Annotated in this window: 16 protein-coding genes and 2 pseudogenes; 8 read left to right on the top strand and 10 right to left on the bottom strand. The window is 73.5% G+C overall.

Going from position 1 to position 23586, the window contains the following annotated elements; all coding sequences use genetic code 11:
* The first annotated feature begins 21 nt into the window (after positions 1–21).
* Positions 22–843 (top strand): class I SAM-dependent methyltransferase, encoded by an 822-nt coding sequence (locus tag OG867_RS29540; protein WP_406289964.1) that lies wholly within the window; start codon positions 22–24, stop codon positions 841–843.
* On the opposite strand, the pseudogene OG867_RS29535 reads toward OG867_RS29540, so the two are convergent.
* Both OG867_RS29535 and OG867_RS29530 read right to left on the bottom strand, forming a co-directional pair.
* Positions 841–2787: pseudogene (locus tag OG867_RS29535) on the bottom strand (acyl-CoA dehydrogenase); the annotation flags it as partial. The gene OG867_RS29540 and the pseudogene OG867_RS29535 overlap by 3 nt on opposite strands.
* A 137-nt stretch (positions 2788–2924) precedes the next feature.
* Positions 2925–4412, bottom strand: coding sequence for a DHA2 family efflux MFS transporter permease subunit (locus OG867_RS29530; protein ID WP_406289961.1), 1488 nt, complete (start codon positions 4410–4412; stop codon positions 2925–2927).
* Between the two features lie 254 nt (positions 4413–4666).
* Here OG867_RS29530 and OG867_RS29525 point away from each other — a divergent pair, with 254 nt between their 5' ends.
* The gene (locus OG867_RS29525; RefSeq protein ID WP_328898909.1) at positions 4667–5263 is read left to right on the top strand and encodes a helix-turn-helix domain-containing protein; all 597 of its coding nucleotides are present in this window, start codon (positions 4667–4669) and stop codon (positions 5261–5263) included.
* Between the two features lie 6 nt (positions 5264–5269).
* On the opposite strand, the gene OG867_RS29520 is transcribed toward OG867_RS29525, so the two are convergent.
* Positions 5270–6685: a hypothetical protein gene (locus OG867_RS29520; RefSeq protein WP_406289958.1), complete on the bottom strand. Its 1416-nt coding sequence runs from the start codon at positions 6683–6685 to the stop codon at positions 5270–5272.
* A gap of 244 nt (positions 6686–6929) precedes the next feature.
* Between OG867_RS29520 and OG867_RS29515 the strand changes: the two genes are divergently transcribed.
* Positions 6930–8312: an MFS transporter gene (locus OG867_RS29515; RefSeq protein WP_406289956.1), complete on the top strand. Its 1383-nt coding sequence runs from the start codon at positions 6930–6932 to the stop codon at positions 8310–8312.
* A 55-nt stretch (positions 8313–8367) separates the two neighbouring features.
* Here OG867_RS29515 and OG867_RS29510 read toward each other — a convergent pair whose 3' ends face one another.
* Both OG867_RS29510 and lnt read right to left on the bottom strand, forming a co-directional pair.
* Entirely contained in the window at positions 8368–8850 is a 483-nt protein-coding gene (locus tag OG867_RS29510) for an NUDIX domain-containing protein (protein ID WP_328898912.1), read from the bottom strand.
* A 29-nt stretch (positions 8851–8879) separates the two neighbouring features.
* Complete coding sequence (gene lnt, locus OG867_RS29505; RefSeq protein WP_406289953.1) at positions 8880–10475, bottom strand: apolipoprotein N-acyltransferase; 1596 nt, start codon at positions 10473–10475, stop codon at positions 8880–8882.
* A 194-nt stretch (positions 10476–10669) separates the two neighbouring features.
* Between lnt and OG867_RS29500 the strand changes: the two genes are divergently transcribed.
* Positions 10670–11785 carry an O-antigen ligase family protein gene (locus OG867_RS29500; protein ID WP_406289951.1) on the top strand — a complete coding sequence of 372 codons (1116 nt, stop codon included), beginning with the start codon at positions 10670–10672 and terminating at the stop codon, positions 11783–11785.
* Here the strand turns inward: OG867_RS29500 and OG867_RS29495 are convergent.
* Together OG867_RS29495 and OG867_RS29490 are read right to left on the bottom strand one after the other, a co-directional pair.
* Positions 11733–12296, bottom strand: coding sequence for a hypothetical protein (locus OG867_RS29495; protein ID WP_328898915.1), 564 nt, complete (start codon positions 12294–12296; stop codon positions 11733–11735). The two genes, OG867_RS29500 and OG867_RS29495, sit on opposite strands and share 53 nt — an antisense overlap.
* Before the next feature lie 69 nt (positions 12297–12365).
* Positions 12366–13148: an aspartate/glutamate racemase family protein gene (locus tag OG867_RS29490; RefSeq protein ID WP_328898916.1), complete on the bottom strand. Its 783-nt coding sequence runs from the start codon at positions 13146–13148 to the stop codon at positions 12366–12368.
* A 58-nt stretch (positions 13149–13206) separates the two neighbouring features.
* Here OG867_RS29490 and OG867_RS29485 point away from each other — a divergent pair, with 58 nt between their 5' ends.
* Entirely contained in the window at positions 13207–14379 is a 1173-nt protein-coding gene (locus OG867_RS29485; RefSeq protein WP_328898917.1) for a glycosyltransferase, read from the top strand.
* A gap of 21 nt (positions 14380–14400) precedes the next feature.
* On the opposite strand, the gene OG867_RS29480 is transcribed toward OG867_RS29485, so the two are convergent.
* Positions 14401–15753 carry a TerD family protein gene (locus OG867_RS29480; protein ID WP_406289948.1) on the bottom strand — a complete coding sequence of 451 codons (1353 nt, stop codon included), beginning with the start codon at positions 15751–15753 and terminating at the stop codon, positions 14401–14403.
* 123 nt (positions 15754–15876) lie between these two features.
* On the bottom strand, positions 15877–16986 hold the full coding sequence (locus tag OG867_RS29475) for a DUF5954 family protein (RefSeq protein WP_406289946.1): 1110 nt from the start codon (positions 16984–16986) through the stop codon (positions 15877–15879).
* Between the two features lie 366 nt (positions 16987–17352).
* On the opposite strand from OG867_RS29475, the gene OG867_RS29470 reads away from it, so the two are divergent.
* The 3 genes from OG867_RS29470 to OG867_RS29460 all read left to right on the top strand — a co-directional run bounded on the left by OG867_RS29470 (position 17353) and on the right by OG867_RS29460 (position 21254).
* Positions 17353–17832 carry a DUF6643 family protein gene (locus OG867_RS29470; RefSeq protein WP_406289944.1) on the top strand — a complete coding sequence of 160 codons (480 nt, stop codon included), beginning with the start codon at positions 17353–17355 and terminating at the stop codon, positions 17830–17832.
* A gap of 224 nt (positions 17833–18056) precedes the next feature.
* A complete protein-coding gene (locus OG867_RS29465; protein WP_406289941.1) occupies positions 18057–18656 on the top strand; it encodes a hypothetical protein in 600 nt (199 codons plus the stop codon).
* A 174-nt stretch (positions 18657–18830) separates the two neighbouring features.
* Positions 18831–21254: a right-handed parallel beta-helix repeat-containing protein gene (locus tag OG867_RS29460; RefSeq protein ID WP_406289939.1), complete on the top strand. Its 2424-nt coding sequence runs from the start codon at positions 18831–18833 to the stop codon at positions 21252–21254.
* On the opposite strand, the pseudogene OG867_RS29455 reads toward OG867_RS29460, so the two are convergent.
* Positions 21227–23511, bottom strand: a pseudogene (locus tag OG867_RS29455) (hypothetical protein); the annotation flags it as partial. The gene OG867_RS29460 and the pseudogene OG867_RS29455 overlap by 28 nt on opposite strands.
* Between the last annotated feature and the right edge of the window lie 75 nt (positions 23512–23586).

Below are 23586 nucleotides of genomic sequence, written 5' to 3'. Positions count from 1 at the left end.
CTTGCCCATTAAAGTGAACGCATGCCCACTCTACCGCGAGAGCAGCCCGGACCTCAGCAGCCCCATCACGCCCGGCGGACCGCCGAGTCCTTCGGCACGGACGCACGGCGATACGACGAGGCCCGCCCCGCCTACCCCGAGGAGCTGGTGGCCCGTGTGGTCGCCGGGAGTCCCGGGCCGGATGTGCTCGACGTCGGCTGCGGGACCGGGATCGCGGCCCGTCAGCTTCGGGCGGCCGGCTGCGCGGTGCTCGGTGTCGAACCGGATGCCCGGATGGCGGAGTTGGCGCGCGTGCACGGCGTCGGGGTCGAGGTGGCGACCTTCGAGGCGTGGGACCCGGCGGGCCGGATGTTCGACGCGGTGACCGCCGCCCAGTCGTGGCACTGGGTGGACCCGGCGGTGAGCGCCGGCAAGGCGGCCCGGGTGCTGCGGCCGGGCGGACGCCTTGCGGTCTTCGGCCATGTCTTCGAGCCGCCCGCCGAGGTGGCGGAGCCGTTCGCGGCGGCCTTCCGCCGGGTGGCCCCGGAATCGCCGTTCAGCGGTCAGCCGGCCCGGCGCCCGCTGGAGGCGTACCGGGCGGGATACGCGAAGACCGCCGAACAGATCCGCGCGACCGGCCGGTTCGACGAACCGGAGCAGTGGCGCTTCGACTGGGAGCGCCCGTACACCCGGGACCAGTGGCTGGACCTGCTACCGACCACCGGGGGCCTCACCCAGCTCCGCCCCGGGCAACTGACGGAGATCCTCGCGGCGGTGGGCAAGGCGATCGACGCGCTGGGCGGCCGCTTCACCATGCGGTACGTCACCCTGGCGACGACCGCCGTGCGCGTCGGTAAGAGCTAGGTCCGGGGCGCGCAGCATCTCGTCCGGGATACCCCAGGCGTCCACGAGGTCCACCGCGAGCGGCCGGACCTTGCGGCAGAGGTCGTTCACCTCGCGGCTGATCGCCTTGGAGCGCTGGACGGTGAGCCGGCCGTGCTCCATGAACCAGGCCCGGTCCGCCTCGATGGTGGAGAGGGCGAAGAGGTCGCACAGCAGGCGCAGCGCCTCCTTGCCGCCGCCCTCGGGCAGGGCGCGCACCTTGTCCGTGAACGCCTCCAGGACGAGCCGTTCGACGTGCGCGCGGGCGACGGCGATGACGTGGTCCTGGACCCGGGAGAAGACGGCGCCCGGGTCCTCGTGCTCGTCCATTCCGCGCTTGAGCCTGCGGGCCACCCCGGCGAGCATGTGCTCCTCGCGGAAGCGGACCATGGCGAGCTGGTACTCCGGATCGAGCAGCCCGGCCTCGCGGTCCCACTCGTCGCCGCCCGGCAGCAGGTCCCGTACCCGTTCGAGGAGCTTGTGGGCGGAGGTCTTCTCCAGGACCGTCTCGACGGCGAGCCCGGCGACATGACGGACGGTCCCGAGCTGGTCCAGGTCCTCGAACTCACTCGCGTAATGGGTGAGCAGGCCCTTGGCGACGAGCTGGAGCAGGACGTGGTTGTCGCCCTCGAACGTGGTGAAGATGTCGCTGTCGGCCTTGAGCGCGGCGAACCGGTTGACGCTGAGGTAGCCGGCGCCGCCGCACGCCTCGCGGCACTCCTGGACGACCCGGGTGGCGTGCCAGGTGGCGAGCGCCTTGGTGCCGGCGGCCCGGGACTCCAGGAGGCGCCGGGCCTGCGGGTCGTCCCCGGCGCCCGAGAAGACGTCGTGCAGCTGGGTGCGTACGGTGTCCTGCGCGAAGTGCAGCGCGTACGTACGGGCGAGGAGCGGCAGCAGGCGGCGCTGGTGCAGTCCGTAGTCGAGGAGCAGCTGCTCCTCCGTGTCCGGGGCGGCCGCGAACTGCCGCCGCCGCGCGGCGTACTTGACGGCGACGGCGAGGGCGACCTTGGCCGCGCCGACCCCGGCTCCGGCGACGCTGACCCGGCCTTGCACGAGGGTGCCGAGCATGGTGAAGAACCGCCGCCCGGGGTTCTCGATCGGGCTCTCGTAGACGCCCTCGGCGGTGACGTCGGCGAACCGGTTGAGCAGCGCCTCGCGTGGCACGCGCACCCCGTCGAAGCGGATGCGGCCGTTGTCGACGCCGTTGAGGCCCATCTTGCGCCCGTCGTCCTCGATCCGGACGCCGGGCATCACCTCGCCGTCCCGCCGGACCCGTACGACGAAGGCGTGCACGCCCTCCGCCTGTCCGCCGACCTCCAGCTGGGCGAAGACGACCGCGAGCTCCGCGTGGCGGGCGGCGTTGCCGATGTAGTCCTTGCACGCCCCGTCGTCCGGGGTGGTCAGGACGAACTCCTCGGCCCCGGGGTCGTACCGCGCGACCGTCCCGAGCGACTGCACATCGGAGCCGTGCCCGGTCTCGGTCATCGCGAAGCAGCCCATCAGGCGCCCGGTGATCAGGTCCGGCAGATACGCCTCATGGTGGCGCCCGGTGCCCAGCTGGAGGACCGCCCCGCCGAAGAGCCCGAACTGCACCCCCACCTTGACCAGCACGGACAGGTCCCCGAAGGCGAGCGTCTCGAACGCGGCGATGGACGCCCCGACGTCCCCGCCCCCGCCGTACTCCTCGGGAAACCCCATCCCGGTCTGCCCGGTCGCGGCCATCTCGACCACGATCTCCCGCACCCGCTCGCGATACGCGTCGATCCCGAGCTCCTCGGCTTCCTCCAGCACGGAGGCGTACGCGACCAGATTGCTCCGTACGAGATCCCGGATCCCGGCGTAGTCCCCGTCGAGCACCCGGGTCAGCCCCGGTACGTCGATCTCGGGCTGTACGTATCCGGCAGCGGGCGTGTTCTCAGTGACCATGCACCTTCGCTACCCCGCCCCGGGACGATCAAGCGAGTGCCGTGGCCGTCTCCTCAGGCGACGCGAGAACGCCGCCGGGCCGGAGGCGGCGCGAGGCCGTTCCGGCCCGGCGGCGTTCGCCGGGCTGTGCCGTTGGCTCAGTGGCCGACCATCGCGGTCGGGTCCGCCGCCTTGACCTTCCTGCGGGGCAGCAGCAGGGCGGGGACGAGGCAGACCGCGATGAGGGCGGCCGCCACCAGGAACACCGAGGCGAAGGCGTCGCCCATCTGGTCCTTGATGCCGTCCGGAGTCCTCGCGGTGATGTCCTTGAGGCCGTTGGTGAGGAGCACCGAAAACAGGGCGGTGCCGATGGAGGCGGCGACCTGCTGGACGATGTTCATCAGGGTCGAGCCACGGGCGACCGTGTGCTCCCTCAGGGTGGCCAGCGCCGAGGCCATGATCGGCATCATCGAGGCACCCATGCCGAGGCCCATGATGAAGAGCGCGGTGATGATGTACGCGTAGGACGTGTCGGCGGTGAGCTGCGTGAACATGCCCATGCCGGCGGTGATGACCACGATGCCGGTGATGACGATCTTGCCGGGGCCGATGCGGTCGGCGAGCATGCCGGCGATCGGCATGGTGATCATCGCGCCGATGCCCTGCGGGGCGAGCAGCACGCCCGAGTCGAGCGCCGACTCCCCGCGCACCTGCTGGAAGTAGAGCGGGAACAGCAGGCTGGCGCCGAAGAACGCCATCGCGAACAGCGACATGGCGATCACGGCGACGCTCAGGTCACGGTTGTGGAAGAGCCGCAGATCGATCAGCGGGTGGATGTTGGCGGGCCGCAGCGCCCAGGGCACGAACGCGGCGACGAGCACCAGACCGATGAGCGCGGGTGCGAGGACCTTGGCGGCCCAGACGGTGCCGGTCTCCGGGATGGAGGAGACGCCGTACAGGAAGGACGCGAGGCCGGGCGAGAGCAGCAGCACGCCCACCCAGTCGAAGGTCTCGGACGGCTCCACATTGTCCTTGGGCAGCACGAGCGCCGCGTACACGATCGCTATCGCGCCGATCGGCAGGTTGATCAGGAAGATCCAGTGCCAGGAGGCGATGTCGATCAGCCAACCGCCCAGAATGGGGCCGAAGATGGGGCCGAGGAGCATCGGAATGCCGAGTACGGCCATCACCCGGCCGACCCGCTCGGGGCCGGCCGCACGCGTCAGGATCGTCATACCGAGCGGCATCAGCATGCCGCCGCCCAGGCCCTGGATCACCCGGAAGGCGACCAGCATCTCCAGCGAGTTGGCCGCGGCGCACAGCGCCGACCCGGCCGCGAACAACGCGACCGCGAGCAGATAGAGACGTTTTGTCCCGAACCTGTCGGCGGCCCAGCCGGTGAGCGGGATGACGCTCGCCAGGGCCAGCGTGTAACCGGTCATCGTCCAGGCGACCTGGGCCGAGGTCGCCTCGAACTCCTTCTGGAACGTCTGCAGTCCGACCGAGACCACGGTGATGTCGAGGATCGACATGATCCCGCCGAGCACGACCACTCCGGCCACGAGGAGGACCTTGCTGTCCAGCTTGTCGCCGGCTCCGCCCCCTCCCCCCGGAGGGCTCGACTCGTTTTTCTGCAACGTGGTCATGACTCACCTTTCGGAGAAGCTGCGGGGCCGACGGGCCCGCTCGATCTGTCCACCCCCCGCGACCTCCGGCTGGTGGCAACGGTGCGCTCCGGCGGGCATGGATACGGAATCCGCCCTTCCATCGGGCGGTCGGAGCTCCACCGGGGCACGGTCCACGACGGACGACTCACCGGGCGGGATTCATGCGATCCGTTGTGGAACATGAATGTACCAGCGCCGGTAGGCCAGTATCTTTTGGATTGATGACAAGAAACGTGCACCTTCGCGATCGCGTCGCGGTCGCGATCCTCGACGCCGCGGCGATGCTGCTCGCCCGACGGGGCGAGAGCGTCAGCATGGCGGACGTCGCGGCGGCCGCCGGCGTGGGCCGCACCACTCTGTACCGCCACTTCCCCAGCCGCGAGACCCTGCTGGACGCGCTGTCCCAGGAAGCGTGCGCCGAACTGATCGGCAAGCTGGCGGACGCGGGCCTGGACCGCGTCGCCGTGCCCGAGGGCGTGGCGCGGGTGAGCCGGATCGCGATGGGCCAGGCCGCCAAGTACCAGGCCCTGATGTGCATCCACGGCAAGCCCGCCATGCCCGACGAGACCGCCCGCCGGCTCATGGAGCCCCTCACCGCCCTGTTCGTACGCGGCTCCGCCGACGGCACCTGGCGCACGGACCTCGGCCCCGACACGCTCCTCGACCTGTACAGCGCGCTGTTGCAGGGCGCGCTCGGCCAGGCGCTGCACGCCAAGCTGGGCGTGGAGCCCGCTGCCGCCGCCGTCACCTCGGTCTTCATGCACGGCGCGGGCACCCGGCGGCCGGCGAACGAGGGGCTGGTGAACAGCCCGTCCCCGGCGGGCTTCTGAGGCGCGTCAGCCGACGGCCGCGCTCCACCCCTCCTCCGTGGCGACGTACAACGCGCCCTGATGCAGGTCCAGACTGCTGGGACCGGTGGCCTTCCCGGTACGGGCGAGCGCGCCGGGCCCCTGGAACGCGGCAACGGCGAGGCGGAAGGCGCGGGGCTCGGCACAGCTGACGGTGCGCGGTCGCCACGGCTCCCCGGGCCCGGCCGGGAGGGCCAGTTGGAGCTGGGCCTCGGCGGGCTGCTCGGTGCGGTAGCCGGCGCGGGCGGCCGTCCAGGCGGCCATCACGAGAGCGGCGCGGCGCGGCGGCTCCGGGGTCCGAGGCGTTGCGGTGAGCGGGGAGGGCGCTCGTACGGGGTCCTCGCCGGCCTCGATGAGGTCGTCGCGGCCCGTCGACCTGAGGATCCCCGCGAACGTGCGGGCGAGGACCGGGCCGCCCCGGTCGGCCCAGGCGCGGATCAGGTCCCGGAAGGCCGCCTCCCGGTCCGCGCGCGGTGCGGAGCCGGCGGCGAGGACCGCCGCCCCCGCCCCCGCGAAGACCCGGCACAGATCGCGTACGGGAACACGGTCGGCCTCGCCGGGGTACCGCACGGAGCGGATCTCCCACATGACGTGCCGCAGCAGCACGGCGGCGGCCTGCGCGTCGGCCCCCAGCTTCCCGTCCCCGGGCGGTGGGTTGAGCCGCCCCGAACGGTCACCGCGCGGCGGAGTCACGGCGTCGGCGCGCCGGCCGGCGGCGGAGCGGTACCAGGCACGGTCGTGGCACCAGAACTCGGCGGCTTCCGCGCGGAGCCGGCCGTTCGCCCCCACGGATACGGCGATCCCGTCGGACCGGGGGTCCAGGACCGCGCCCCGCGTGTCCGACAGGTCGAAGGCCGCCTCGGTGACACGGTCCAGGGCGACGTTCAGCAGCGCGGGGTCCGCGGCTTCGCTCTGCTCGACGGCGAACTTCCGGGGAACGGCCAGCTGGAGCTGGGCGGTCAGCTCCCGGCCGGCGCGCTCCACCCGCAGATGGCTCACCTCGGCCGCCGACAGGTCGTAGTCGGGGAGCAGTTCCTCCACACGCCTCCCGGTCACCGCCTGGGGCAGGGGTGCCATGACGTGTCCGCGATAGTTCCGGCCCGGGACGTACGGCCCGGCCGAGGGGAGCAGCGGGCCGATGTCGTACCCGGCGACGGCGGCCTGCTCCGTCATCCACCCGCGGCGGCGCTCGCTGATCCCGGCCATCCACTCCAGGGCGGCCAGCGCCCGCCGTTCCCGCTTGTGCGCATGGGCCGAGTGCGCGGCCCGGAAGAGCGGGAACAGGTTGTTGTCCCACACGTCGGAGGCCGCCCGGATCGCTTCCCGGTCGTACCGGCGGGCATCCGCCGCGGCCTCGGCGATCTGGACCACCGAGCGGTCCAGGAGCGCCGCCAACACGGCCATGGCCGGGCCGTCGTTCACGCCTTCGGGGGAAACGCCGGACGGCGGCAGGGCGGCGGGGGTGTCATGCCCGCGATCGTCGCACAGCCCCGACCGCGCCAACCGCCCGCGTACCCCGCAATTCCATGGTGCCCCCGCGCACACCCCCGCCGAGAACTGTGGTGTCCCGCCACATACGCCCCTGACCTGCCCCTTCCTACGGTGTGGCGACACGTCCCCCGTCCCCCGACCGCCGGAAGTGGTACCCATGGCCGACGCAGCATCCGCTCCCCCACCGCCCTCGCACCTCCGGCGCATCGTCGCCGCCAGCCTCATCGGCACGACCATCGAGTGGTACGACTTCTTCCTGTACGGGTCGGCGGCCGCGCTGGTCTTCAACAAGCTGTTCTTCCCGGACTCCGAACCGCTCGTCGGCACGCTGCTGTCGTTCCTGACGTACGCGGTCGGCTTCGCCGCACGGCCCATCGGGGCGCTGGTGTTCGGCCACTACGGCGACCGGCTCGGGCGCAAGAAGCTGCTGGTGCTGAGCCTGCTGATGATGGGCGGGGCGACCTTCGCGATCGGGCTGCTGCCGACGCACGCGACCGTCGGCATGGCGGCTCCCGTGCTGCTCACCCTGCTCCGGCTGGTCCAGGGGTTCGCGCTCGGCGGTGAGTGGGGCGGGGCCGTCCTGCTGGTGTCGGAGCACGGGGACGCGGAGCGGCGCGGGTTCTGGGCGTCGTGGCCGCAGACCGGTGCGCCGGCCGGTCAGTTGCTGGCGACCGGAGTGCTGTCCGCGCTCACCGCGCTGACCTCGGACGCGGCGTTCGAGTCGTGGGGGTGGCGCGTTCCGTTCCTGCTGTCCGGGGTGCTCGTGATCATCGGTCTGTGGATTCGTCTCTCTGTCGATGAATCGCCTCTGTTCAAGGAGGCCCTGGCCCGCGCCGACGAGCGGAAGGCCACTTCGGGGGCCGCCGAGAAGATGCCCGTCGTCGCCGTGCTGCGCCACCACTGGCGCGATGTCCTGGTCGCCATGGGGGCGCGGATGGCGGAGAACATCAGCTACTACGTGATCACCGCGTTCATCCTCGTCTACGCGACGACCGCGGTGGACCTGAGCAAGCAGACGGCGCTCAACGCCGTGCTCATCGCGTCGGCCTTCCACTTCGCCGTGATCCCGCTGTGGGGCGCGCTCTCCGACCGGGTGGGGCGCAAGCCCGTCTATCTGGTGGGCGCGGTCGGCGTGGGCCTGTGGATGTTCCCGTTCTTCGCGCTGATCGACACCCGGAGCTTCGGGAACCTGCTGCTGGCCGTCACGGTCGGGCTGTTCTTCCACGGGGCGATGTACGCGCCGCAGGCGGCGTTCTTCTCGGAGCTGTTCGCGACCCGGATGCGCTACTCGGGCGCGTCGATCGGCGCGCAGTTCTCGTCCGTCGCGGCGGGCGCGCCCGCCCCGCTCATCGCCACGGCCCTGCTCGCCGACTACGACAGCTCGACGCCCATCGCCCTGTACGTGATAGCCGCCGCGCTCCTCACGGTGCTGGCCCTGGTCTGCGCCAAGGAGACCCGCCACCGGGACCTCGCGGAGGTCGGGCCCGGTGCCGGGTCCGGGTCGGAGGCCGAGGCGCGGGACGCGGCTCACACCGTCTGATCCGGGGTGAGGAAGGCGTGGGAGCCGGGCGGTCCGCCCGGCTCCCACGCTGTGCCTACTGCTGCGGGGCGGTGGACTCGAACCAGGTGGGCCCGTCGGTCAGCGCCTGCTTGATCCGCAGCAGCGCGAACTCGGCCAGGTCGGGCAGCGCGTCCACGGGGAACCAGCCCACCTCCAGCGACTCGTCGTCGTTGACCCGGGCTGTGCCGCCGGTGGCGCGGCAGCGGAAGGTGATGTCGAGGAACTGGCAGCGGTCGCCGTTCTCGTACTGGATGGGCGGCAGCGCCTGGGTGAGGACGACCCGCTCCGCCACGCAGCGCACGGCGGTCTCCTCGTACACCTCGCGCTCCGCCGTCGTCGCGGGCTGTTCGCCGGGCTCGGAGATGCCGCCGATCACGGACCACTCGCCGGTGTCGGCGCGCCGGCCGAGGAGCACTCTGCCCTCGGCGTCGAAGACGACGGCGGTGACACCGGGCAGCAGGAGCAGCTGCTGCCCGGCGGTGGAACGGATCTCGCGGATGAAGTCAGGAATGGCCATGTGACGACCCTACGTGGCGTGCCATTCGTTCAGCCGGCCCGTCGCGCGCGCACCGCCAGGGCCCCCGCCCAGCCGAGCGCGCCGAGCGCGAGCAGGATCAGGATGCCCTCGGGCAGCGGTCCCATCCGGGTCGCGGGGGTCAGCGAGGAGCGCAGCGGCACCTCGTCCACCAGGGCGTCCGGGGTGAACATCTTCGTCTTCTCGGCCACCGTGCCGTCCGGGCGGATGATGGCGCTGACGCCGCTGGTGACGGGGACGACGACGGCCCGGCTGTGCTCGACGGCGCGCACCCGGGACATCGCGAGCTGCTGGTAGGTCATCTCGCTGCGGCCGAAGGTGGCGTTGTTGCTGGGGACGGCGATCAGCTGGGCGCCGTGCTCGACCGTGTCGCGTACCGCGTCGTCGAACGCGGCCTCGTAGCAGGTGACAAGACCGGTGTAGGTGCCCCCGAGGTCGAAGACGCCGACCTTCTTTCCGGGCCCGAAGTCGCGCTGCACCCGGTCGACGTCCGAGCTGAAGATGCGGACGAAGGAGCGCATCGGCATGTACTCGCCGAACGGCTGGATGTGCCGCTTGTCGTACGTGGCGACGGGGCCCTTGTCCGGTTCCCACTGGATCAGGGTGTTGCGCAGGGGGCCCGAGTCGGGTTCGACCACCGCGCCGACGACGGTCGGCGCCCCGATCGCCTTCACGGCGTCATCGATGACGATCCGCGCGTCCGGGTTCCGGTACGGGTCGAGGTCGGAGGAGTTCTCCGGCCACAGGACGAGGTCCGGCTGCGGGACCTTGCCGGCCTTCACGTCCCGGGCCAGCTGCTCCGTACGCTTGGCGTGGTTGTCCAGGACCGCGCGGCGCTGGGCGTTGAAGTCGAGGCCGAGGCGGGGCACGTTGCCCTGGATCGCGGCGACGGTCGCGGTGCCGTCCTCGGCGGAGTCGTCCACGAGCGGCAGCGACGCGAAGGCCGCCGCCACGGGGACGAGGACGGCCGCCGCGGCCACGGCTGCCGCTCCTCGGCGGAACTCACCGGCGGACCGGTAGCGGGTGCAGCGGCGCACCGCCTCGAAGAGGCCGAAGCCGCAGAGCACCACGGCGAAGGAGAGCAGCGGGGTGCCGCCGAGCGCGGCGAGCGGCAGGAAGACGCTGTCCGCCTGGCCGAAGGCGATCTTGCCCCAGGGGAAGCCGCCGAACGGCACCCGGGCGCGGACCGCCTCGTCCAATGTCCAGACCGCGGCCGCCCACAGCGGTCCGCCGGGGAGCCGGGAGACGGCGGAGATGCCGATGCAGCCGACCGCGATGAACAGCGCCTCGGCGGCGGCGAGGGCCAGCCACGGCACCGGGCCGACCTCCTCGCCGGTCCAGTGCAGCAGCGGCAGCATGAAGCCGAGTCCCGCGAGCAGCCCGAGCCCGAACGCGGCGCGGGCCCGGCGCTCGAACAGCACCCAGCCGAGCAGGGCGAAACCGGGCAGAACCAGCCACCACAAGGGCCGGGGCGGGAAGCTGAGGTACAGCATCACGCCGGAGAGGACGGCTGCCCCGGGCCGCACGAGGCGCTGCGGCAGCCCGCCTGTCCGGGGGGCGGGGGCGGGGCTCTGCGGTTCGCCGACCTGGGCGATGGTGGTGCTCACCCGGCGGAGTCTACGGTGGCCGCCGGGCCACGCGGGAGCCCCGTCCCGATGACGGAATCACGACCACCGCATCATTTCTCCGCATCTTCCGCCCATATGACCGATGCGGCCGTTAACCTGTGCGCCAGTCCCCCGCCGACGGGCCGGCTCCGGCCCTCGCGTACGGGACGGTCACAGGCCGGGGGACGGACGTGATGGCTGAATCAGTGGGGCGGGGGCCCGAGCGGGGGAACGCCTCCGATGCCGCCGGGGCACTGATCCTCTCCGCCTGTGCGGTCTGGGCGCTGATCAGCGCGGCGGGGCGGGAGACCCGGCCCGAAGGGGTGCTGCTCGCCCTGCTCGCCGTCGCGGCGGGCTTCGCCTGCGGGCGCATCTGCGGCACGCTGCTGCCGGTGGCGACGGCCACGGGCGCCGCGCTGGCGGCCCTGCTCCTCGCCCTGCTCTGGCGGCACGGCATGCCCGGTGCGACGGCCACGGCGGAGCACGCGCCGGGGCAGACCGGGGGCGCGGCCGCGCTGCTGGTCCTCTCCGCCGGGGCGGCGTGCTGCGCGGCGGCGGGGACCGGGAGGCGGGGGGTGCGTACGGCGCTGCGGCTGCTGGCGCTCGGCACCGCCGGCGCCTCGTTCGCGCTGGGTTCGGTGGCCGGGTTCGCAGCGGCGCTCGGGGTGCTGGTGTGTGCGCTGGCCGCCACCCGGACGCGGCGCCGGCTGCTCGCGCTGGGCGGCCTCGCGCTGGTGGCCGGGCTGGTCGTCGGCACCTCGTGGGCCATGGCCGAGGAGGTGCTGCCCGAGGGGCTGACGGTCTCGTTGGAGGGGCAGCTCACCCGGAACCGGGTCGAGCTGTGGCAGGACGCCGCCCGGCTGACGGAGGAGCATCCGGTGCTCGGGATCGGTCCGGGCCGGTTCGCCGAGCTGAGCCCGACCGCGCAGCAGAGCCTCGGTTCGGACGGCAAACCGCACTCGGCGCCCTGGCAGCAGGCCGCCGAGCAGGGGGTCGTGGGGGTGGTGCTCCTGGGCGCCGCGTTCGGCTGGCTGCTGTACGCGCTGTGGCGCTCGCCCCGGTCCACCGCGGTGGTCCTGGCGGCGGGGGCCACGCTCACGGCGCTGGCCGTGCTGGCGAGCGTGGGCAACGCGCTGAGCTTCACCCCGGTGACGGCGGGCGCGGGGCTGCTGGCCGGGCTGGCGTCGGCGAGGCGGCCGATCGGCGCGGGCGAGCCGTGCGGGCAGGACGGGCAGGAAGCCGGGGTGGAGGACGGGGTCAGGCCCCGGCCGGGAAGCCCGAGGACGGCAGGTGCAGCCGGGCCCGGATGAACCGTACGCCCGCCTCGGCGTCGTCCACCGTGATGGTGAACGTGCGGCCGTCGCCGAGCCTCAGCACCAGGCCCTCGCCCCGGCGCACGACCACGGCCGTGCCCTTCTCGGGGCGCCAGCGGTAGCCCCAGCCACCCCACTGCCGGGGGTTCACGTGCGGCGCGAAGTCGGCGGCCACCACCTGGGTGAGCAGGATGCGGCGGCGCGGGAGGCCCATGTGGCCGCAGCGGACCTCCAGGGCGTCGCCGTCGACGCGGACGGCGACGTTCACGAAGGCGAGGGTGCCGAACAGCATGAGCAGGCCGGCGGCCACGCAGCCGATCACCGACATCAGCAGCGGGGCGATGCCGGAGGTCCAGTTCGAGCTGACCGCGAGCTGGATGCCCAGGGCCAGGCAGGCGGCGCCCAAGGCCGCGAGGACCCACTGGGTGCGGTTGGTGGCCCGGCCGACCCAGACCTGCGAGTGGCTGCCGGTTCCGGTGCGCTTCGGTTCTCCGGGGTGCTCCCTCATGCCGAGCAGCGTACTGAAGAACGGGCCGGCGGGGAGGGCCGCGAAGGCTCCGGCCGGCCCGTCGGGAGGTCAGCGGACGGAGCCGACGGCGGCCAGTCCGCGCCCTTCCGGGTAGGTCAGAGCCGCCGGCGGAAGCTCCGAGACGCGTCCGCTGAGGATGACCGCGATGGACGAGGAGGGTTCGGCCGACGGAGCGGGTTCGGCACCGATCCGGCGCAGCGCCTGGGCGGCGACGGCCCCGGCGGACCCGTGCAGGACGACGTGGCGCCCGGCGGCGCCGACGACGGCCTCGCGGATGCGTTCCGCGACGAGCTCGTAGTGGGTGCAGCCGAGGACCACGGCCCGGACGTCGGGCGGGGTGAGCGCGGCGGCGGCGGCGATCGCCTTCTCGATGGCGTCCTCGTCCGCGTACTGCACGGCGTCGGCGAGGCCGGGGCAGGGCACCTCGGTGACGGCGGCGGACCCGGCGAACTCGCCGATCAGGCCGCGCTGGTACGGGCTGCCGGTGGTGGCCGGGGTCGCCCAGATCGCGACGGAGCCGCCGGCCGCGGCGGCGGGCTTGATGGCGGGGACGGTGCCGATGACGGGCAGGCCCGGTTCGAGCTCGGCCCGCAGCAGTTCCAGCGCGTGCACGGAGGCGGTGTTGCAGGCGACGATCAGCGCGTCGGGCCGGTGCGCGGCGGCGGCCCGGGCCACCGCGAGCGCGTGGGCCCGCACACCCTCGGGGGCGCGGCCCCAGGGCATGTTGTCCGGGTCGGACGACAGGACCAGATCGGCGTCCGGCCTCAGCCGGCGTACCGCGGCGGCGGCGGCGAGCAGTCCGATTCCGGAGTCCATGAGCGCGATCTTCACCCGGTCACCATAGTCGACCGCCCTTGCGGTCCCCGCTCAGTGGTGCAGACTTCCGCCAATGAGCGCCGTTGCCTGGATCGCCGTGGGTTCGCTTGTCGCATGGGTGTGGCTGCTGCTGGGCCAGGGGTTCTTCTGGCGCACCGACCAGCGGCTGCCGAGCCGGGCGGCCCCGGCGCGCTGGCCCTCGGTCGCCGTCGTCGTGCCGGCGCGCGACGAGGCCGCGATGCTGCCGGTGAGCCTGCCGTCGCTGCTCGCGCAGGACTATCCGGGCACCGCCGAGGTCTTCCTCGTGGACGACTGCAGCAAGGATGGTACGGGGGACGTCGCCCGCGCCCTGTCCGTGCGGTACGGGGGCCTGCCGGTGACCGTGGTGTCGCCGGGCGAGCCCGAGCCCGGCTGGACGGGCAAGCTCTGGGCCGTACGCCACGGGATCGCGCTGGCCCGGGCCCGTGAGCCGGAGTATCTGCTGCTCACGGACGCCGACATCGCGCATGAGCCGGACAGCCTGCGGGAGCTGGTGGCGGCGGCGGAGACGGGCGGCTTCGACCTGGTCTCGCAGATGGCGCGGCTGCGGGTGGCGAGCTTCTGGGAGCGGCTGGTCGTACCGGCCTTCGTCTACTTCTTCTCGCAGCTCTATCCGTTCCGGTGGATCAACCGGAATCGGGGGCGGACGGCCGCCGCGGCGGGGGGCTGTGTGCTGCTGCGGACGGAGGCGGCGGTGCGGGCGGGGGTGCCGGACTCGATCCGGCAGGCGGTGATCGATGACGTGTCGCTGGCCCGGGTGGTGCGGCGCTCGGGAGGCCGGATCTGGCTGGGGCTCGCGGACCGGGTGGACAGTGTGCGCCCGTATCCGTGCCTGGCCGATCTGTGGCGGATGGTCTCGCGGAGCGCGTACGCCCAGCTGCGGCACCATCCGCTGGTGCTGCTCGGCACGGTGCTCGGGCTGGCGCTGGTCTACCTCGCCCCGCCGGTGACGATGGTCGCCGGGGTGGTCGGCGGGAGCGCGGTCGCGGGGTGGGCCGGGGGCGTCGCGTGGGCGGTCATGGCGGTGACGTACATGCCGATGCTGGGCTACTACCGGCAGTCGCTGTGGCCGGCCCCGCTGCTGCCGTTCACCGCGCTGCTGTATCTGCTGATGACCGTCGACTCGGCGGTGCAGCACTACCGGGGGCGCGGTGCGGCCTGGAAGGGGCGTACGTACGCCCGTCCCGAGGCCGCACCGGATCAGTGACTCAGCGGCACCCGGGCGGGGTCACTTGCGGCCCGGGGTCCAGTTCATGCCCCAGCCGTAGGCGTGGTCGATGGTGCGCTGCGGGCTGACCCCGCGCTGCGGCACCAGGTAGCGGGCCTCGCGCTGCACGGTGAGGTCGTTCCCCGTGTTGGTGATGAGCGCGAGCGCGCAGACGGTCGAGGGGACCGTGCACTCGTCCAGCGAGAAGTCGATCGGTGCGCCGTGCTGCGGCTGGAGGGTGACGGTGGCGTGCAGGTCGGCGAAGCTGCGGGCGCCCTCGTAGATGGTGACGAAGATCAGGACCCGGCGGAGCTGCGCCTTGTGGTCGAGGTTGATCGTCAGGTTCTCGCCGGTGGAGACGGCACCGGTGCGGTCGTCGCCGTCGAGCTGCATGAACGGCGGCTGGTGGAGTGCGCCGAAGGCGTTGCCGAGTGCCTGGACGACTCCCTTGCGGCCGTCGGTCAGTTCGTACAGGGCACAGAGGTCGAGGTCGAGGTCCGAGTGATTCGCCACGGCCCGGCCGAGCTTGCTGCCCCAGCCCTTGAACTGCTTGCGCACCTCCCAGTTGAGGTTGACGCGCATGGCGCCGGACGTGCCGCCCTGCTTGGTGAGGGAGACGGACGGCGCCTCCTTGGTGAGCGTCACCTTGGTCAGCCGGACGGGCTGGGTGACCGGCGGCGCCGCAGGGGCCGGGGGGACCGGCGGGGCCATCGGGGGCGCCAGGGGCGCGGCGAGCGTCGGCTGCTGCGCCTGCGGGTACTGCGGGGGCGGCGGGGTGGCGGTGACCCGAGGGGCCGGGTGGGGCTGGGGCCGGGGTGACGCCTGCGGCTGCTGGGGTTCGTCCACGGAGATCCCGAAGTCCGTGGCGAGCCCTTCGAGCCCGGAGCCGTAGCCCTGGCCGACCGCCCGGAACTTCCAGGCGCCCTGGCGCCGGTACAGCTCACCGAGGAGGAAGGCCGTCTCCACGGTGGCGTCCGAGCTGTCGAAGCGGGCCAGTTCGGCGCCGTTCGCCAAGTCCAGGACGCGTACGTACAGTCCGCTCACCCGGCCGAACGTGCCGCCGTCGGACGAGGCGGCCAGCACCACGCGGTCGATGGCCGGCTCCACCCGTGCCAGGTCGACCGCGAGGGTGTCGGTCGCCGCGCCGCCGGCGTTGCGCTTGCCCTCGTGGCGCACGGCGCCGGAGGAGTGGGCCGGCTGGTTGTAGAAGACGAAGTCGCCGTCGTTGCGCACCTTGCCCGAGCCGAGGAGAAGAAGCGCGGAGGCGTCCACATCGGGTGTCCCCGGGGCGGTGCGCCACCCCATTTCGATACGCACGGCCTGGGCCGCCACTGGGACATTGGTTCCCTTTTGCATGGTCATGCTCGCCCCCATCACGAGTCCGCTTCCGAGACCTTTCCGGGTCAACCTACTGCCGGTCCCGCCACGGGACCCACCGAGGTACGGGTATGGGCGCCCGGACCCGTAAACGCGGCGCCAGCCCGCCTCTTCGCCGGATCAGGCGGTGTCGGTGTCCTCCGGCCGCGTGCCCTCCTCGCGGTTGTGGACGACGCCGTGCGCGTCCAGGCGGGGGTGGAGGGCCATCGGCTCCACCATGGTGACGTCGGACGGCCGTTGGCTCTCCGGGCCGTCGGGCCCCCAGCGCAGCAGGCGCCGTGAGCGGGCGATCCGGCACACGGTGTCACCGACCTGGACCTCGTTGAGCCGGCCCGCGCGCAGCCGGTCGGCCGCGTCGGCCAGGACCTTCATCTCGGCGAGGTCGGGGTGGGTGCCTTCGGCGACGAGGCTGCGCGCGTCCACGTCCGGCCCGGCGGTGACCTCGATGACGCCCGCCTGCCGGGGCCGGAACCAGGTCAGCGAGAAGTCGAGGGCGCGCCGGGCGTCCTGCGGGGTGGCGTGCAGGCCGCCGCCGACTCCCCACCGCTCGTCGCCGGTCCGTTCCACGACGACGAAGGAGGTCGGCAGGAGCAGGACGTCGGGATGGGTGTCCGCGGCGCGCGCGGAGTCGCGCAGGACGTTGCCGGGGTACCGGCTCCCCTTGTACGCGAAGGAGCGCATCGTCAGCATCTCCGCCGCCTGGAGGGGCGTGACGGGCGCGTCCGGGTCCAGGACCAGTCCGTCGTCGACCGCGGCGGTCTCCGTGGTGCGGGTCCACTCGGGCAGGACGGGCTCGGGGTCGGTGGGGCGCGGCAGCTCGACGCCGCCGTCGGGGGCCAGGCCCGCGTACTCCTCGGCGCGCACCACGCGGTAGCGCGTGCCGAGGACGGTGACCTCGGACGGCTTCCCGGTCTCCAGCCGGGCGACCGCGCCGAGCAGGGCCCGCCGCTCCGCCTCGGTCTCCGCCTCGTCCTTGGCCCGGAACCACAGCTTGGACTGCAGGTCGTCCCTGGCCTGCTGGGGGCAGCCGTTGGTGATCGCGGCGATCACCTGCCACCGCTGTCCGTCGGCCTCGGACTGTGAGGCCACCCCGAACAGCGGTCCGCGGACGGCCAGTTTGTTGCGCGACGCCGCGTCGAAGGCGTCGGCCTCGATCGCGGCCTCGACGGGCTCCACCGGAATCCTCACCAGCACCGGCCGGGCGGCGGGGCGCACACCGTGTTTCTTCATGGCGTCATCCTGGCGTCAACGGACGGCGTGTACGCGGCTTTCGCCGGATCATCCACCGTAAGTGCCGTCCCGGATGAACGTGTTGCCGCCTTCGTTGAACAGCGGGTAAGGCTCGGGGCCGGGCCCTCGGCCCTCTCGGCATCTCATTGCCGCCCCGGTGGGGGCGCCCACCCGAATTGCACTCCGGAAATCGCACCGCCCGTGCACCGCGTAGATCAGTAGTGAATCAAGGGAGGGATTCCCGTGGGTAAGGGCCATGTAAGACAACGGCGTTTCCGCAGGTCAGGCAGGTAGGACGAGGGTAAATCCGATGACCACAAAATTGGGACTCCCCAATCTGCACATCGTGGGCTTAACTTAGGTGTCATGACCTCCCCCCGCTCCACCTACGGCGGCGGCTACTACGCCGCGCCGTCGTTTGCCGACACCCCGATCTACGACTCCCTCGTCGCGGAGCGGGGCACCCCTCAGATCGCGCCGATCCGAGTGCCCGCCGCCTACGACACCGGCAACAGCTATCTGCCGGCGCTCCCGTCGGCCCTGCCGGCGCTTCCCGCGGCCCCCTCCCAGCCCCAGCAGTCCTACGGCTACCCCCAGCCGGCGGCGCAGCAGGGCTACACACCGATGCAGCCCGCGCAGCTCCAGCACGCGCCGGCGCCGTACATCCCGCAGCAGCCCGCCGGCGGCCGCGGCATGTACCAGGCGCCCCCGCCGCCGCAGCAGCAGCGCCCGGCGCCGGCCTCGGGCTACGAGTCGATGCGCCCCGCCGCGGCCCGTCCCGTCCCGGCCCAGTCCCCGTACGAGGACCCGTACGGCCGGCCCTACCAGGGCGGCCGGGGCTACTAGACCCTTCGGATCAGACGGCGCACGGCCCGGGGCGGGGTGCCCGGCAACACGGGTCCGTGCGCCGTTCCGCGCTCCGCGTGACCGGCCCGGGGGTGCCGGGAACTCACGGGGGCGGGCCGCGCGTTGAGCACGGTGGGCCGCCCGCACCGCGCGGCCCCGGCGCTTGGGCGGCACCGTACCGGGCGGGGACGGGTGCGGAAGGGGGTGCGGGGACTGTGCGAGCGATGGCGGGCGTCTGGCGTTGGCGCGGCAATCCGCTGCGCCGGGCGACGGACCGGTGCGAGGCGTGGCTGGCCCTGGCCGCGTTCCTGCTGCTGATGCTGGCGGTTCCGGCGGTGGGCTGGCTCTGCGGGGCCCGGACGGACGCGGCGCTCCAGGCGGCGGTGCGCGCCCAGCGGGCGGACCGCCACCTCACCGCGGCCGTCGTGGTGCGTCGGGTGGCCGCCGCCCGTTATGCGTCCGATCCCGAGATATCGGGCGGTTCCATGAGGCGGACCGAGGTGGTGGCCCGGTGGCACACCCCGGACGGCGCGGCCCGCACGGCGACGGTGACGACCGCCTCGCGCAACGCGTCGCCGGGAGCGCGGGTCCGGATCTGGACCGACAGCGAAGGCGCCCCGGTGCTCCGGCCGATGGACATACCGACGGCGCACACGCATGCCGCGCTCGCCGGCTTCGGAGCCGCGATGCTGTCCGCCCTGCTGATCGAGTGCGTCCGGCGCCTGGTCCTCCGCCGCATGACCTGGCGGCGGTACGAACGGCTCGACCGGGCCTGGGCGGCGGTCGGACCGGACTGGGGCAGGACGGGCACCGGCAGCAGCTGAGGCGTGTCCGGGCAGCCGCCGGGACCTGCGCATCGGGTCAACTCCCGGCGTCCGCGCGCGCTACGGTGGACCGGCCCGCCCGTCGCTCTCCGGCAGGCGGACCCCGGCTGGTCGCTGCCGCGAGGCCGGTGACACGGGCATCACACACGCACGAGGCGGGGGCACGACAGCGCCATGGCACAGGGCACGGTCCAGGTGACGCACACCGGCACATCGCGGTGGCGGCGCCGCACGGGCGAATACGCCTCCCTCACCGCGGCGCTCGAAGCGGCGGCGGACGGTGATGTGCTCACCGTCGCGCCCGGCACCTACCGGGAGAACCTGGTCATCGCCCGCGCGGTCACGCTGCGCGGCCCCGAGGGCTCCGTCGGCTCCGTGCGCATCGCCCCCGCCGACGGGGTGCCGCTGACGCTGCGCGCCTCCGCCGTCGTCCAGGACCTCCATGTGGAGGGGCAGGACTCGGCGGCCCCGGCGGTGCTGGTCGAGGACGGCGCACCGGAGATAGCGGACGTACGGATCGTGACCCGCTCGGCGGCCGGTGTCGAGGTGCGCGGCGCGGCCCGGCCCACCGTGCGCCGGTGCACCGTCGACAATCCGGCCGGCGTCGGCATCGCCGTGCTGGACGGCGCGGGCGGGGTGTTCGAGGAGTGCGAGATCGTCTCGGCCGGGCAGTCCGGGGTCGCCGTGCGCGACGGCGGGCACCCGCGTCTTGAGCGCTGCCGGGTCCACCACGCCTCGGGCGCGGGCCTTTCGGTCACCGGCGAGGGCAGCGGCCTGGAGGCGCTGGGCTGCGAGGTGTACGAGATCAAGGGCAGCGGGATCCAGGTGACCACCCGCGCCTCCGCGCATCTCACCGACTGCACGGTGCACCGCACCTCGGCGGACGGCGTCACGCTGGACACCGACGCGGTGCTCACCCTCGCCGACTGCGACATCCACGACATCCCGGAGAACGCGGTGGACCTGCGTTCGCGGGCGGTGCTGACGCTGACCCGCTCGACGGTGCGCCGCTTCGGCCGCAACGGGCTCTCGGTGTGGGACCCGGGCACCCGGGTGGACGCCAACCAGTGCGAGATCCACGACAGTACGGGCGACTACCCGGCGGTCTGGGTCAGCGACGGGGCGACGGTGATACTGGATTCCTGCCGGGTCCACGACGTGCCGGACGCCCTGTTCGTCCTGGACCGGGGCTCGCGGGCCGATGTCGTGGACAGCGATCTCTCCCAGGTCCGCAACACCGCGGTCTCCGTCAGCGACGGGGCGACCGCGCAGCTGGACGACTGCCGCATCCGGGAGGCGTCGACCGGTGCCTGGTTCCGGGACCACGGCAGCGGCGGCACGCTGAACAACTGCACCGTCGACGCCGTGCAGACGGGTGTGATCGTCACCAAGGGCGCCGACCCGGTGATCGAGCGGTGCACGGTGACCTCCCCCGCCGAGGCAGGGTTCTATGTGTCCGCCGAGGGCCGGGGGACGTTCAACGCCTGCCGGGTCACGGGCAGCGAGGGCTACGGCTTCCACGTGATGGAGGGCTGCCGGACGACGCTCACCCGGTGCCGCACCGAGCGGTGCGCGCGCGGCGGTTACGAGTTCCCCGAGGGCACCGCCTCCGGGAACGGCACGGGGAGCGGGCCGGTCGTGGAGGACTGCACGAGCGACGAGAGCGGGCTGCGCACCGCCACTCCCCCGCCGGCCCCGGTCCTGACGGCCACCCAGACCTCGCCCGGGCTGCTCGGCTCGGTCCCCGCGCCGCGCCCCGTGGAACCGGAGCCGCCCGCCGAGCCCGCGCGCACCTCCGGCGAGGTCCTGGGCGAGCTCGACGCGCTGGTCGGCCTGGACAGCGTCAAGCGGGAGGTTCGGGCGCTCACGGACATGATCGAGGTGGGCCGCAGGCGCCGGGAGGCGGGCCTCAAGGCCGCTTCGGTCCGCCGCCATCTCGTCTTCACCGGTTCCCCGGGCACCGGCAAGACCACGGTGGCCCGGCTGTACGGGGAGATCCTGGCCGCGCTCGGGGTGCTGGAGCGGGGCCATCTGGTCGAGGTGTCCCGGGTCGACCTGGTCGGTGAGCACATCGGCTCGACGGCGATCCGTACGCAGGAGGCGTTCGACCGGGCGCGCGGCGGGGTGCTGTTCGTGGACGAGGCGTACGCGCTGTCGCCCGAGGACTCCGGCCGGGACTTCGGCCGGGAGGCGATCGACACGCTGGTGAAGCTGATGGAGGACCACCGGGACGCGGTGGTGGTCATCGTCGCCGGGTACACCCAGGAGATGGAGCGGTTCCTGACCGTCAACCCGGGGGTCGCGTCCCGCTTCTCGCGGACCATCACGTTCAGCGACTACGAGCCGGCCGAGCTGCTGCGGATCGTGGAGCAGCAGTCCCAGGAGCACGAGTACAGCCTGGCGTCGGGCACCGGTGAGGCGCTGCTGAAGTACTTCGCGGAGCTGCCCAAGGGGCCTGCCTTCGGCAACGGGCGCACCGCTCGCCAGACCTTCGAGTCGATGGTCGAGCGGCACGCCGGCCGGGTCGCCCAGCTCGCCGATCCGAGCACGGACGACCTCACTCTGCTGTATCCGGAGGACCTCCCGGAACTGCCCTGACGTCCTCGCCGACCGGTTCCGCCTGCTGGGGCAGGACGGGGTCGAGCCGTTCCAGGAGGGCGGCGCGCTCCTCGGCGAAGACGGGGTCGGCCTGGTAGTCGGAGTGGCCGAGCACCGGCTCGGGCAGCGGGTGTTCGGGCGTCCGCCCGTAGACCAGCGGGTCCCTGAGCGGGCCCCGGTCGACCTCGGGGCCGGATTCCTCGCCGAGCCGGATCTCGCCGCCGATGGGGTCGGTGGCCCGCCACAGATTGCGCCAGCAGTGCACGGAGCGGTGCAGCCCGTGGAGCTGCCCGGCCCCGAAGTAGGCCGGGAACCAGCGGCCGTAGAGCCGTTCGACCGGCGATCCGTACGTCAGCAGGGCGACCCGGGAGCGGGTGCGGGCGGGCAGTTGCCAGACCGCGGAGGCCGCGAGGACGCTGCCCTGGGAGTGGCCGGAGATGACGAGCCGGCCCCGGGTGCGGCCGGTCCAGCCGGACATGCGGGAGGCCAGGTCGGGCACCGCGCGCTCCGCGTAGCAGGGCGGGGCGAAGGGGTGGGCGGCGCGTGGCCAGAACGTACCGACGTCCCAGAGGATGCCGATCGTGCGCCGGGCGGACGCGTCCCGGTAGGCCCGTCTGCCGCAGGCGACAAAGACGAGGAAGCCGAAGCCGATCAGCCAGGAGCCGGTGGACTGCGCCGCCTCGGCCACCGATTCGAGGAACGGGCCGCTGCCGTCCAGCGCGAGTCCGGGGACCTCGCCGGTGGCCCAGGATCCGGCGACCGCCCCCGCGCCCAGGAACAGGGTGGCGCCGGAGACGATCCCCACCACGCGGGGCGCCGAGTCGGTGAGCGCGGCCGTGGCCCGGATGCGGGCGATCCGCTTGGTCCGCGACGGATCGGGGAACGGTTCGCCGTACTCCGCGTCGACCACGGGTTCCAGCCGCCGGGCCGTCAGCCAGGTCCGTACGCCGAGGACGGCGCCCGGCACCAGGAGCAGCACGAGGAGGACGGGGATGACCGACGCCTGCCAGCTGAGCAGCACCGGCGGTCCCTCTATCAGCGCGCTGCGCCCCATGCCCGGGCTGCCGGGTCCGTCGAGCCAGTCGGCGACGCGCTGGGCGACGCCGCCGGTCATCACGCCGCCGAGCGCGCACGCGAGCATCGCGACGGCCGGTCCGCCGAGGCCGCGCAGGACGGTGCGCGGCTCCGGGCAGCGCCGGTACAGGTAGAGGGAGATCACGGCGAGGAGGACCACCAGGATGCCTTCGGTGACGCTGACCGCCCGGAACAGCGTGGTGTCGCCGGGGAGCCTCCCGGAGGAGGTCCAGCCGGGGCGCGGCCAGGCGGCGTGGACGGCGGCGAGGACGAGGAGGGCCAGCGCGGCGCCGGGCAGCCAGGTGATGACGGCCCGGTCGAGCCGGTTGTCGAGGCGCCGTTCGCTGCGGCCCCGGCGGCAGACCACCCGGAGCACGACGACGAGCCCGAGGGCGAGGGCCCCTTCGATGAGCCGGCCCAGGAGCGGGGCGACCGGTCCGGTGACGGCGCGGTCGTGGCGGGCGGCGGCCTCCGAGACGGCCGCGGCGACGGTGAGGAAGCCGGCCGCGGTGTGGGCGGCGCGCAGCCGGGCGACGAGGCGGCGGCCGTACCAGAATCCGGGCCGTCCGAGGGCGGGGCGGACGGGTTCGGCGGCGGGTGCGGGGCCGTCGTCCTCCTCGTCGTCGTCCGGGTCCGCCTCGGTCAGCGGGCGCTGGGACTCGTAGGCGCTCCAGGTGCGGTTGGACAGGAACCAGAGCAGCCCGACCAGCGCGGCCGGCACCAGTGCGGCCAGGGCGAGGCGGCGGCCGGGCTGGGACCACCAGCCGCCCTGTTCGGCGGCGAGGAAGCCGAGCCAGGAGCGCTTCTCGGAGCAGGCGGCGACGCCCGCGCACTGCCAGGCGGTGAGGTCGAGGGCGACCTCGCAGGCGGCGGCGGTCAGCAGCACGGTGAGGCTGAGCGCGATGAGCCGCACGAGGACGCCGTACAGCCGGATCGCGCGGGGGCGGCGCCGGGCGGTGGGGCGCATCCAGTGGGCGAGGTTGATCACCATGAACGGGAGCAGCACCAGCCACAGCGCCCGGGAGCCGTTGCCGGATGTGAGGTTGGACCAGCAGTACGCCTCGGCGATGGGCTTGTCGCGGTACCGCTCGGGGTGCTGTTCGGCGTCGACGTCCGCGGAGCGCCGGTAGATGGCGGCGGTGGTGTCGCCGGTGACCCGGACCGTGCGCGGGTCGGTCAGCATGTCCTGGGGGGTGGTCCCGCCCACCCCGTGGACCAGTAATTCCAGCGCGGGGCCGGGGCTGCGCGGGGCCGGGGT

The sequence above is a fragment of the Streptomyces sp. NBC_00209 genome, from assembly GCF_045206345.1.
In the GTDB taxonomy this organism is placed as follows: Bacteria; Actinomycetota; Actinomycetes; order Streptomycetales; family Streptomycetaceae; genus Streptomyces.
This window is presented reverse-complemented; position numbering and strand designations above follow the sequence as displayed.